The following is a 13,666-nucleotide window of genomic DNA, read 5'->3' as shown; positions in this document are numbered from 1 at the left end:
ACAGTTTTGACTTATTTGCAAATTAAATAGGGAGGGAATCAAAAATGATCCATGAAAAAAAAGATAGACGTTTCCGACGCACTCAAAAACAACTAATAAATGCATTAATTGAATTATTAAAATCAAAAAATATAAATCAGATTTCAGTTCGTGAAATTTCGGAACTTGCTGATATTAATAGAGCAACTTTTTATCTTCATTATAAAACGGTTAATGACTTGCTTTTTCATTTAGAAAATGAAGTTTTTGATGAAATTATAAGTTCCTATAAAGATCATGATATTTTAAATCAATGCGACTTTTTACTTAACCTTTATAGATGTGTTATTCAATATAATGAATTATTAGTAGTACTTTTAAATTCAAATACAGGAAGCACCTTATGGGACAAGTTGAGCCATTCTATAAAGACTCAATACAATTTACTCTGGTCTTCTCACTTAAAATATCTGAGTACTAGAGAACTTGAATATTATAGTGCATTTATTATAGACGGTTATATTTCAACCATAAAGGTTTGGTTATTAAATGGAATGAAAGAATCTCCTGAAGAAATGGTTGAATTGTCTAGACGCTTTCAATATAAAATACTTCCAAAAACTTAGGAATTAAAATAGACGGCTGTATTCTATAAATTTAAGCCTTCTATTTTAATTTCTCTTTTCTAAAAAACACCATATGATTGTTTTTCTACTTTCCCTAAAACTTCTACTGGTGTTTTATCAATTTCTAAAATTGCTTTTAAAAAAGTTATTATTTGTTCATACATAAGATCAATATCAAGCTTTTCAATTTCTCCTGTTTTCGAACATTTACATAAATAGTCTGGTGCAGTGACTAGTGAAATTGTTGGTATTCCAACTTGAAAAAGAGGTTGTCCTTCACCAAAATAAATATTATTCCTTGGTCTTAATGTAACAGTTCGTATTTTCTTCCTTCCTTCTAAGGCCTTCAAATATATTTGGTCCATAATCTTATTACCTGTATATACCAACTCAAGATCTATTGAATTTGTTTGATTATAAGCCGAATATTTTTCATCGTCCTTCCACTCCATGCATCCCAAATGCTCAATTGTAACAGCTGCTACTGCTTTTTTATTAGAATTTCTTCCATCCCAAAGCTCAGTATGCTCCTCTAACCATCTAGATGTTGCTTGACGATTTTTTACTCCAAATTGAGGCAACTGAAAATGACCTGTAACAAATACAAATACTATTGTACGATTTCTCTCACTTAATGGAATTTTAGAGAAATATTTAGCTAAAGCAAGTAAAGCTATTCCCCCGTTTTCTTCACAAGCATTAGGTCCATCTGTATGTGTATTTATAATTATAGTTTCCTTTGAATTTTTTCCTGGCAATACTGAATAAATTGTATTAGTTTCCGCTTCCTTTTCTATAACTGCTTCTAATATCATATTAGCCTTTACCTTTTTCTTAGCTAATTTCTTTAATTTATCTCCAGTTTTTTCATCTACCCAAAGACTTGGACACCCTTTGTATCCACTTGTAAATGGCAAATATTGATTTAGGGAATTTTCATAAGATAACTTCTTCCAAATACAAATAACACCTAATACGCCTTCCTTTACTGCCTTTTCTAAATTTGGACCTTTTAATACAGAACCTACAACAGAGTTAGTAATTATCCTTGGTAAATTAGCAGTCTTTGGAATAGAACTCCTCTTTTTTAAAATCAAAGAACTAGGAAGTAATGGAATACTAACCTCTACAATTGCAATTTTTCCTTTTGCCTTTTTAAAGCCTCTTCCACTACCACAGTATATAAGCTCACCACTTACTCCTTTTTTATCTGTTTCACCTGAATAAGGATAATAAAAGGTGGTAGGAATTTCTTCTATTTCTCCTGTATTATTTTCTATAGTTAATCTCCAACTTTTTGCCTCCCACTTATTAAAGGTATATTTATCCTCAAAAACCTTCAAGCCATAACTATCCAATTCAGCTTTAATTAAATCATTATATTTTTTATGAGAAGCACTTCCAGTTAAACGAGGTCCAAAATCATTTATAAGCTTTTGAAAATCCCAAACTTCTTCTTTATTAAAAAGCAACTTAAAATTTATGCTAGACATTTCATTTTTTATCATATTGCTTATATTCTCCTTTAACTTATATACATCTTTAATTCAAATGATATTTCTTCTTTATTCATATGAATTGTATTCCTATATTTATAAACTGACAATATTCCAAATAATCAAAAAATGTTATTTAAGCAACACAACTTATCAACTTGTAGATTTATAGGTAAAATAATTGTTATTGTACTTAGAAAAACTAAGTTTGTAGTACTATGAAAAATAAAGCCTCAAACTTCTTTTTCTAATCTTAAAGAAAAAATCAATTTGAGACTTTAAATTATTTGAAAATATATGAAAATTTTATTAATTTATTTAACTCTAATATAGAATTACTATATATCAAGCCCAGCATGATATCCTTGATATACAGCTGTTGTTATAGTAGATGGACGTACACAGTCTCCAATTTCTCTAACCCAAAGTGCACTATCAACTAATTCATCTACTTCATTTCTTCTAGCTCTTTGTCCAAGTGCACAAATTACAGAAGTCCCTGGTACAAGATGTTCAGTTCCAGAAACATCAGCACATAAAACGCCTTCTCCTGTTACCTTCAATCCTTTGTATTCAGTGTGAACTTGAATTCCATTCTTTTCAATTTCAGCTAACAGAATTGGGCGATGTCTGATATTTGCATCTGGAGCAAGTTCAGGTCTCATTTCTACTAAATGTACAGTTTTTCCTTCTTGTGCAAGATGTATTGCTGCTTCACAACCAGCAAGACCTCCGCCAAGAACTACAACTTCATTACTAACCTTGTCCTTTTCTAAATAGTAATCATTAACAACTACTACGTTATCTCCATCTAATCCTGGGATTGGTGGAACTAGTGGTTCTGAACCAACTGCTATAATTAATGCATCAACATTTTCTTTTTCAACATATTCCTTAGTAACAGTTGTATTTAATCTTATTTCAACACCAGCATCTTCTGCTAATTTTCCAAGAGTCACTCCTAGTTCATACATTTCATATTTAAAAGGAAGTGCTTGTTCTCCCTTAAGTATTCCACCTAATTCATTAGATTTTTCACAAAGTACTACTTTGTGTCCACGTTTTGCAGCAGTAATAGCAGCTTCAAGTCCTCCTGGACCACCACCAGCAACTAAAACTTTACGAGAAGTTGCTGCAGGTATAACTTCCATTCCACCTAGTTCTCGTCCAATTAATGGGTTAACTGTACAACGTCTTGTAGAAGTCATAGCACGTTCGGCCATACAAGTGAAACATCTTAAACATTTTACAATGTCTTTATCTCTGTTACTCATAACCTTTTGAGGCAGCTCATGGTCAGCTAAAAGAGCACGAGCCATTTCAACAACATCAGCTTTACCGCTAGCTATAATTTCTTCCATCATTTCTGGATCATTTAAACCACCAAGAGTTGCAACTGGAACACTAACATGTTTCTTAATTTCTGCTGCAAGATAAACATTTGATCCATGAGGTAAGAACATAGAAGGATGTGTTAATCCAAATCCCCTTTGGTAAGTTCCTGCAGATACATGAAGCAAGTCCACTCTTGATTCAATTAATTTAGCAATTTCAACCCCTTCTGCAAGATCATATCCACCATCAAATAATTCAGAACCACTAAATCTAAATTCTATTGGGAATCCAGGTCCAACAGCAGTTCTAACACTATCAAGAACTTCTTGTGCAAAACGTACTCTATTTTCTAAAGATCCACCGTATTTATCTGTTCTTTTATTAAAATAAGGTGATAAGAATTGATTAATTAACCATCCATGTCCACCATGAATCATAACCATTTCAAAACCTGCCCTTTTAGCAAGTGCAGCAGTATCTCCATAAGCTTTTACTATATCATCAATCACTTCTTGAGTAAGTTCTTTTACTTCACGACCATCTGGACGAACTCCAGCACTTGGTCCCCATTGAGCCATTCCTTCTTTTTTATCCTTATCAGTTAAATAAGTTCCAGCATATTGTCCTGAATGTGATAATTCTACACTAGCAATAGCGCCGTGACGACGTATAGCATCAGCTGTGTATGTGAAGCTTGATAATGAACCAACTGTTTGTAAATCTAAATGATACATATGTGAAGCTTCAGTCTTTGGATGAACAACAACTTCACTTACAGTAACTGAAGCAGCTCCTCCTTTAGCTCTTAATTCATAAAAAGCTGTAGATGCTGGTCCAATTGTACAGTCAGCTGTAATATCTGTTCCTCCCATAGGAGCAGAAAACATTCTGTTTCTGAAAGTTACATTACCAATTTTAATTGGTTTGCTTAAGTTTGGATATTTTCTTTCCATATTTCTTTTCTCCTTATAATTATGAAATTATATCTTTTGTTATTCAATTAACTCATTAGATTAGAATTTATTGTTTAACAATTAACAGGCAACTGTTTACATATTCACCTATATTGACTTATTGACTGCAATTTCCTTTTTGTGCATATGACGATAAACAAAAGTAAATCCAAATCCTATAACACAAAGAACTGCTGCTATTAAAAATGCTCTTTGATAGCTTTGATCTGCAGCATATACATTTTTCATTACTGTTGGCCCAAAATAACCTGATATTGCAAAACCAATAAACATAATTCCGTAGTTAACACTGTTATTTGTAGTACCAAATTGATCAGCAGTAAACCCTGGGAAAACGCCCATGAATGCTCCAAAAGATACACCAACACTTATAATTCCAACATAAAATTTAGTAACATCTCCTTGGCCTGAAAAATATAAACACATAAGACCAAAAATGGCAATAACAAACGCGCCAGAAAGAGTATTATTTCTACCAATTTTATCTGAAACATAACCTGCAATAATACGTCCACCAGTATTAAATAATGCTAAGACAGATACTACAGTAGTTGCAGCAGCAACTGACATTCCAATCATACCTTGTGCTATAGGTGATGCTAATGCAGAACACATTAATCCATAGAATGCTCCACATAATAGGACTAAAATCATTGGGTAGAAAATAGGACTTGATAACATTCCCTTCCAATCTTTATCATTTTGATTTAACTTATTTCCTTGAGAAGCTGGTGGTGTCCAACCTTCTGGAATAAATCCTACTGGACATTTATCAATAAAGAATGAGCATACGCATACAATAATTAAGAAAGTAACTCCTATTATCTTAAACGCCGCGGTTACTCCCAAATTGCTAATTAGTATATTGGCAACTGGTGGCACTATTACTGAACTGAAACCATAGCATGCAGTTGTAATCCCCCCAACAAATCCACGTTTATCTGGGAAAAATTTAATTGAATTACTTATTGTACATCCATAAACCATTCCGATTCCAAGACCAGTTACAATACCATATGCAAGTACTAACATACCCAAGCCATTTGCAAATCCTGATAGAATCATCCCTCCACCAAAAAGTATTCCTCCAACGAAGATTACTTTTTTAGGCCCAAAAGTATCATTTATTCTTCCACCAGTAATCATAGTAATAGGTCCAACTGAATTAGTAACAGTGAAAACGATTGCTAGCGTACCAGCAGTCAACGTTGCACCTGTAACTTGGCTCAAGTACTTTGCCATAGGAGCTGCAAAAACACTCCAAGCATACATTGAACCAATACATAAGTTAATAAAGCAGCTTGCAATTAAAATAATCCATCTTTTTTTTGTTAGTTCCATAAAAATCCCCCTTATTTCGTTAATATTATCACAATTTCATGTTAATAATATCACAACCAAACAATCATGTAAATATAAATATATAAATATTTATATGTTTGTCGAAATATAATTTAAAAAATATATTCTTTGCTATATAATTATTAATATAATTCGTTGCCCTAATTTCTAATAAGCAGAATTATTGTTTAATCTATCTTAAATCCATGGAATTTCTAGTGTTCCTTATAATTGTAATTTTTATAAAAGCTGTTATAATTAATAAAGTTAAGAAAGAGGTGTGATCATGAGAACACTTAAATATGCAATTTTAGGCTTGTTAAATAGAAGGCCTATGACTGGTTATGATATAGGAAAAGAATTCAATTTCCAATTAGCTGAATTTTGGAGTGCAAAGCATAGTCAGATATATCCAGAATTAAAAAAATTAGTAGATGAACAACTTATTGTATTTGATATTGAGATAAGTGGAGATGTTTTAGAAAAAAAAGTTTATAAAATTACTGAAAAAGGTAAAAAAGATTTTTTGAAATGGTTAAAAAAAGATGAACCTATGGAGCAAACCCCTAAGAATATTTTCAGACTTAGAATGTATTTTTCAAATAATTTAGATTTAGATACTAGAATTCATTTATTAAACCAACAACTAGAACAACATCAAGATAGACTTACTTTCTTGCACTCTCAACTTGAACCTTATGATGGGATTCCACCTGTTGATAGTGATGCTTTTGGTGATTATCTTGTTTTAAATGGTGCTATTATACGTGAAGAATCATCAATAAAATGGTTAAAATTATGTCTTGATTTTTGTAAAAATGGACCTAAATCATAAAATTAAATGGATCCAGTTATTAGATTTATATTTCTAGTAGATGGGTCCATTTCATGTTTTTCCATTAATAATAAAATTTACGTAAATTAAATATAAAGAGATTCACCAACAAATGCTAGAAAAAACTTTCTAACTCTTTATTGATAAATCTCTTTTATTTAAAATTAAGCTATATTCATTTCTTTATCTTCTTCACTTTTTCTTTTTGATTTAGCTATTTTATATATAACTGCTAACATTATAAACCAAACAGGTGTTACAAATAGTGCCACACGCGTTTCACTATTAAATGCTAATGTAATTATAACAAAAGCCATAAATGCTAAAATTATATAATTAGCAATTGGATAAAGCGGCATTTTAAATTTGTTCTTTTCTGCAAGTTTAGGATTTGTTTTACGATATTTTAAGTGACAGATTACTATAATCGCCCAAATGAAAATAAAGCAAAATGTTGATATACTTGTAATAAGTACGAATACGCCTTCTGGCATAACATAATTTAAAATTACTGCAATCAAAATTACTCCTGCTGAAAATAAACTTGCATTAGCTGGTACCTGGTTAGAAGTTAATTTTTTCATTGATGCAGGTGCATTATCTTCTTTAGCAAGAGAAAATACCATACGACTTGTACTGAAAATACCACTGTTACATGCTGATGCTGCTGATGTTAGTACAACAAAATTTACAATACTTGCTGCTGCTGCAATACCTACTGCTGCAAAAACTTGTACAAATGGGCTTTTATCTGGACTGATTGAAGTCCATGGATATATACTCATTATAACTAAAAGTGCTCCAATATAGAAAATAATTATTCTTATTGGAATATTATTAATAGCTTTTGGAATAACACGTTCAGGATCTTCAGTTTCACCAGCTGTTAATCCAACTAATTCAATTCCAGTAAATGCAAACACAACCATTTGGAATGAAAGAATAAAACCACTAATTCCATTTGGAAACCAGCCACCATGATTCCACAGATTAGCAAATGTAGATGCCCCTGCATCTGTAGAAAAACCTTTGATTATCATAAATGTCCCAATTACAATTAAAGCTAGAATTGCTACAACTTTGATTAATGCAAACCAGAATTCCATTTCACCAAAATGTTTTACTGCAGTAAGATTCATAATTAATAAAACAACGAGAATTATAAGACTTGGAACCCATTGAGCCACATTCGGGAACCAATATTGAATATAAAGTCCTGCAGCTGTTACATCTGCCATAGCAAGTGAAATCCAGCAGAACCAATAAGTCCAACCCGTAATAAATGCTGCTCTTTCTCCTAAATAATCATACACAAAGTCTACAAATGAATGGTAATTTAAATTAGAAAGCAGTAATTCCCCTAGGGCACGCATAATAAAAAAGCAAATTATTCCTGTTATCATATACGCAAATAAAATAGACGGCCCAGCTAAGTGAATTGATCTACCTGATCCAAGGAATAAACCAGTACCAATTGCTCCTCCAATTGCAAGGAGCTGAACATGACGATTCTTTAGTCCTCTTGATAAATTTTGATTTTTTTCTGTTGATTTTTCCATTTTTATCCCTCCATCTTAGTTAAAAGACACATTTAAAAATGTCTTTTTCCATATAAGTATTTGTGACTGGAGATACAAATGGGAATAGATAAGATCTAAATGAAGTAATTAAAAATATATTACTTTTGTAAGATGTGTTACCTGCTCCCTGTCCTTTTACCTGAGAGTTTCGCCTTGTGGGGCTTTCTCCTTCGGTGCTCATTTCGAGTCTCTCCAAGGCTTCATCCAATAGCGGTCATCTCTAATTTAATAGGTACCTGAAAGATTTACTTCTTCGGTGAACAGCATAGCCATTACTCTCCCGCTATCTTCCTCTGAATTTTTTTTAATTTTATATATAGAATATTAATTTTTACTGTTTAATAGTAATATATTTTCAATAAAGTTGCAATATTTTTTTCATTTTTACTATAATTTATAGTTATTTTTATCATACTTATCAAAAGCATTTGTATCAAAAAAGCAATATGAATTTGAAATATAATTAACACATTATATATTTTATACTCATCATTCTTAAATTTAGTCATACTTATATTCTTCATAACTTTACCTAATTACTTATGTAAAAATACTAAAAATTTTTATGTATTATAAAATGTTACTTTTTTATATAATCATCTAAAAGCATTAAATAATTGATTTTTTATAATTATTCAATAATATCTAATAAAAATATCCTTATAATTTTCATTTTCATATGTGAATATATTTTAATTTTAAAGCTAAAGGAGTTTAACTATATGACAAATTTATATCAAAACTCAGTTTACCCATACTTAAATACTAATATTCCTCTTAAAGAAAGAATTAATGATTTAATTTCAAGAATGACTCTTGAAGAAAAACTATTGCTTTTACCAACTCATCAAGAAGCTGTTCCTAGGCTTAATATTCCTGAATATAATGTTGGCGGTGAAGCTGCTCATGGAGTAGTAACAAAACTAGGCAATGCTACAGTCTTTCCACAGCCTATTGGTCTCTCTTCAACTTGGAATGAAGATTTGTTAAAAGAAATTGGAAACGTTATAGGTGATGAAGCAAGAATATATTATGAAATTGCAAATGAGAAAGGCGGTCTTACTTTATGGGCGCCAACCATTGACATGGAAAGAGATCCTAGATGGGGACGAACAGAAGAAGCTTATGGAGAAGATCCTTATCTCACTGGAAAACTATCTTCTAACTTAGTAAAAGGAATGCAAGGAAATGATCCTTTTTATTTAAAACTTGTTCCTGCACCAAAACATTTTTATGCTAATAATCATGAAGATGGACGTGTAATGGATTCCTCTAGTGTAGATCCGCGAAATAAAAATGAATATTACTTAAAAGCTTTCAAACCGGCTTTTACAGAAGGAAAAGCCTATTCTATGATGACTGCATATAATGAAATAAATGGTACTCCATGTATATTGAATAAGGAAGTTAATGATATTGTAAAAGGTCAATGGGGCTGTGATGGCTTTGTTGTATGCGATGGTGGTGATATGAGTCAAACTGTTGAATTCCATAAGTACTATAAAACTCATGTCGAAACTATTGCTGAAGGATTGAAAAGTGGTGTTGACTGCTTTACTGACGATGCTAAACTTGTGATAAATTCTGCAATAGAAGCACTTGGAAGAGGACTTCTAACAGAAAATGATATAGATAACGCTTTAAGAAACATATTTAAAGTTCGTTTTAGATTAGGTCAATTTGACCCAAAAGAATCAAACCCTTATGCGAATATTCCCAAAGCTAAACTATTCTCTAAGGAACATAACGCTCTTGCACTTAAAGCTGCTAAAGAAGCCCTCGTTCTTCTAAAAAATGAAAATAATTTTCTTCCTTTAAATAAAGATAAAATTAAGAAAGCTGCTGTAATAGGACCATTATCAGACGTCGTTTATAAAGATTGGTATACTGGTAATGCTCCATACAAAATAACTCCTTTAGATGGTATTATTGAAATACTAAAAGATAAAGAGGTTATTCATATACCTGCTTATGATGAGGTTATCATTTCTTCAAAGGATAATAACAACACCTTACAAGTAAGCAATGATGCTGTAAACATCGTTAGTATTAATGATTCCTGCTCTAACAAAGATAATATATTTGAACTTACAGACTGGGGGTTTGGAAGCTATACCTTAAGATCAAAGAAAAATGGCAAATATCTTACAACTGATGACGAAAAGATATATTGCTCTTCTCCAGAAGTCTTTGGTTGGTTTGTTAGAGAAATATTTGACTTAGATCCCTATTCTGATGGAAGTATTAATTTAAAAACTTGGAATGGAAAGCATGTTATTCCTTCTGAAGATGGATCAAATTCTTTAGAGGTAGTTGAGAAAGCTGATGATAATGATAATTCTAAATTCGTGGTTAATACTGTCTCTTCAGGGATTGAAGCTGCAGTTAAAGCTGCACAAGAATCAGACATTGCTATAGTTTTTGTTGTCAATAATCCTTTAATAAATGCTAAAGAAGAAATAGACAGAAAAGATTTAATTCTTCCACCTTCACAACAAGAGCTTATAAAGGCGGTTTATGAAGTTAATCCTAATACTGTAGTTGTGATTATAGGAAGTTATCCCTTTGCAGTTAATTGGGAAGATGAAAATATCCCTGCTATACTTTATTCTGCCCATGGCTGCCAAGAAATTGGTTCAGCTATTTCTGCAGCATTATTTGGTAATTACAGCCCTGCAGGCAGGTTAAGCATGACTTGGTATAAATCCGTTAATGATCTTCCTCCAATTAAAGATTACGATATTATCAAAGGTAAAAGAACTTACATGTACTTTGATAAAGAACCCCTTTACCCTTTTGGACATGGATTATCCTACACTAATTTTCATTATGATAATCTAAAATTAAGTGCAAAAACAGCCACACCTAATGATAAAGTGGAAATAACCTTTACCGTAAAAAATATAGGAAATATGGTTAGTGATGAAGTAGTACAACTATATGTTCACAGTGAAAATTCTAGAGTTATCAGACCTCTTAAAGAATTAAAAGGCTTTAAAAGAATCAATTTAAATCCAAATGAAGTTAAAGAAATCTCCTTAACTCTAAATGTAAATGAATTATCTTTTTGGGATGTAACTCAAAATAAATTTACTTTAGAAAAAGGTAGTTATAATATTATGATTGGTTCTTCATCAGAAGATATAAGGGTAAAAGATACTTTATTTATAGATGGAGAGGTCATTCCTCCAAGAGATTTAACTAAAATAACAAGAGCTGAAGATTATGATGATTACAATAATGTAATACTTCATGAATGTAAGGCTGGAGGTACTTGTGTTTGTCCTACTGCTGAAAATAGTTGGATTTGCTTTAGAGATGTTAACTTGAAACAATCTACAGCTTTTGAATTTAATACTGCTTGTGTAAATGATAATAGCGAAATAGAAATTTTCCTTGATGACTTGAATAAGTCACGCCTTGCTAAGTTTTCTGTTACAAATACTAGAGATAATCAAAAATGGATTTCTCAAACAGTACCGATTGTTTCTCTATCTGGTATTCATGATATTTACCTTAAATTCTCTGGAAACTTTAAGCTTAGCTGGTTTAAGTTTATATAAATATTATATCTAACCGTTAAATATTTTATAAAACATAAATAATAAAACCATGAGCATATAGAAATATCTTTATCCTATATATTCATGGTTTTCTATTATAATCAATTTTTTATTTATCCATTTTATAGAAACTAATTTTATTAAAATAAAAATAACTTATAAAGTTTTATATCCAATAAATTATTTTTTAACTGTTGGAGCACGTCCACTCTTCACAATTCCAGATATCTGTCGCAATATCACAATAAAATTCTGGTTCATGACATACTAAAATTATACTGCCATCATATTCTATCAAAGCACGCTTTAATTCCTCTTTAGCATATATATCTAAGTGATTTGTTGGTTCATCCAAAACTAATATATTTGTTTGTTTATTTATTAGCTTACATAACTTTACCTTAGCTTGCTCACCTCCACTTAATATATTAATTGGACTGTCTATATGCTGCCTTTTTAATCCACATTTAGCAAGACAGCTTCTTACTTCTGTTTGAGTCATATCTGGAAAAGAGCCCCAAACATCATACAACACTGAATCTTTATTATCTTCTGCAACTTCCTGCTCAAAATATCCTACTTTCCTATAATCACTTAAAATTATTCCACCATCTATGGGTTTTAGTTGCCCAAGCAAGCTTTTTAAAAGAGTTGTCTTACCTAATCCGTTAGCTCCAATTAATGCGATTTTCTGGCCTCTTTTCATTTTTAAATTCAAAGGCCTGCTTAAGGGTTTGTTGTATCCAATTATTAAATTACTTGTACTAAAAATTATATTTTCAATCATTTTTACACTTTTAAAATTAAAATACGGTTTTATTATGTCTTTTTTTATTTCTATTTTTTCAATCTTATTAAGCTTTTTTTCTCTTGATTTAGCTTGCTTTGCGGTTGCAGTTCTCACTTTGTTTTTCCTAATATAATCTTCAAGCTTTGCGATTTCATTTTGCTGTTCTTTATATTCAATCAATCTTTGTTGTTTGCGTATTTCATAAAGCTTAACAAAATAATCATAATTTCCATCATATCTAGCTAGTTCTTTATGCTCAAGATGGTAAACCACATTTACTACACTATTTAAGAAACTATTATCATGAGATATTAATATAAATGCATTTTCATAGTTTATTAAATAATTTTTCAGCCATTCTATATGCTCTTCATCTAAATGATTCGTTGGTTCATCTAACAATAAAATATCTGGCTTTTCTAAAAGTAGCTTTGCTAGTAAGACTTTAGTTCTTTGCCCTCCGCTTAAGGCTGAAACCTCTTTATCTAAAAAGTCACTAATTCCAAGGCCTGCTGCAGCTGCTTGTATCTTTGAATTGATACTATAAAAATCATTTTTTTCTAAAGTTTCCTGCATAACTGCAACCTTCTTTAATGCCTTATCCATTTCCTTCTCATTCATATTTCCCAGTTTAATATATAAATCATTTATTTTATTTTCTATATTAAATAAATTCGAAAATGCTTCCTTTAAAAAATTCAGTGTAGTAATTCCTTCTTGTAAGTCAACTAATTGATCCATATATCCAATAGTAAACTTGCTATTCCACTCAATATTACCAGCATCAGGTAATATCTTATTTGTAATAATTTTCATAAAGGTTGATTTTCCCTCACCATTGGCTCCAATAAGCCCAATATGCTCTCCCTTTAATAATCTGAAAGATACGTTGTTAAATATTATTCTATCACCAAATGAATGACTCATGTTTTCAATAGATAAAATACTCATAATATATCCACCTCCTTGTACCTTCACCACAAATAATATCATCCTATATAGTAAAGACCAAGTTCATAGATAATTCTGTAATATTTATAATCACCATACGTATAAATTAATAAACTGTTGTTTAATAAAAAAATTATTTCATAAATAAATGGTTACTACCACTAAATTTAAATTTTCAATTCACCATTTCAAAAAA

8 protein-coding genes and 1 riboswitch are annotated in these 13,666 nt (G+C 30.8%); of the genes, 3 read left to right on the top strand and 5 right to left on the bottom strand.

Annotated elements, in window-relative coordinates; translation table 11 throughout:
• Nucleotides 1-44 precede the first annotated feature (44 nt).
• On the top strand, nucleotides 45-605 hold the full coding sequence (locus GXK56_RS07115) for a TetR/AcrR family transcriptional regulator (protein WP_160686619.1): 561 nt from the start codon (nucleotides 45-47) through the stop codon (nucleotides 603-605).
• 59 nt (nucleotides 606-664) lie between these two features.
• Here GXK56_RS07115 and GXK56_RS07110 read toward each other — a convergent pair whose 3' ends face one another.
• The 3 genes from GXK56_RS07110 to GXK56_RS07100 all read right to left on the bottom strand — a co-directional run bounded on the left by GXK56_RS07110 (nucleotide 665) and on the right by GXK56_RS07100 (nucleotide 5,751).
• Nucleotides 665-2,113, bottom strand: coding sequence for a hypothetical protein (locus GXK56_RS07110; protein WP_160686617.1), 1,449 nt, complete (start codon nucleotides 2,111-2,113; stop codon nucleotides 665-667).
• A 326-nt stretch (nucleotides 2,114-2,439) separates the two neighbouring features.
• Entirely contained in the window at nucleotides 2,440-4,389 is a 1,950-nt protein-coding gene (locus GXK56_RS07105) for an FAD-dependent oxidoreductase (protein WP_160686615.1), read from the bottom strand.
• Between the two features lie 108 nt (nucleotides 4,390-4,497).
• Nucleotides 4,498-5,751, bottom strand: coding sequence for an OFA family MFS transporter (locus tag GXK56_RS07100; RefSeq protein WP_160686613.1), 1,254 nt, complete (start codon nucleotides 5,749-5,751; stop codon nucleotides 4,498-4,500).
• A 286-nt stretch (nucleotides 5,752-6,037) separates the two neighbouring features.
• On the opposite strand from GXK56_RS07100, the gene GXK56_RS07095 reads away from it, so the two are divergent.
• Entirely contained in the window at nucleotides 6,038-6,586 is a 549-nt protein-coding gene (locus GXK56_RS07095) for a PadR family transcriptional regulator (protein WP_160686611.1), read from the top strand.
• Nucleotides 6,587-6,750: 164 nt separating this feature from the next.
• Here GXK56_RS07095 and GXK56_RS07090 read toward each other — a convergent pair whose 3' ends face one another.
• Nucleotides 6,751-8,145 (bottom strand): amino acid permease, encoded by a 1,395-nt coding sequence (locus GXK56_RS07090; RefSeq protein WP_160686609.1) that lies wholly within the window; start codon nucleotides 8,143-8,145, stop codon nucleotides 6,751-6,753.
• A 138-nt stretch (nucleotides 8,146-8,283) separates the two neighbouring features.
• A riboswitch (glycine riboswitch) is annotated at nucleotides 8,284-8,372 on the bottom strand.
• A 516-nt stretch (nucleotides 8,373-8,888) separates the two neighbouring features.
• Between GXK56_RS07090 and GXK56_RS07085 the strand changes: the two genes are divergently transcribed.
• Nucleotides 8,889-11,729, top strand: coding sequence for a glycoside hydrolase family 3 protein (locus GXK56_RS07085; protein WP_160686607.1), 2,841 nt, complete (start codon nucleotides 8,889-8,891; stop codon nucleotides 11,727-11,729).
• A 187-nt stretch (nucleotides 11,730-11,916) separates the two neighbouring features.
• Here GXK56_RS07085 and GXK56_RS07080 read toward each other — a convergent pair whose 3' ends face one another.
• Nucleotides 11,917-13,470: an ABC-F family ATP-binding cassette domain-containing protein gene (locus tag GXK56_RS07080; protein ID WP_160686605.1), complete on the bottom strand. Its 1,554-nt coding sequence runs from the start codon at nucleotides 13,468-13,470 to the stop codon at nucleotides 11,917-11,919.
• Nucleotides 13,471-13,666: the final 196 nt, after the last annotated feature.

The organism is Clostridium sp. C2-6-12 (assembly GCF_009928485.1).
Classification (GTDB): domain Bacteria; phylum Bacillota; class Clostridia; order Clostridiales; family Clostridiaceae; genus Clostridium.
This window is presented reverse-complemented; position numbering and strand designations above follow the sequence as displayed.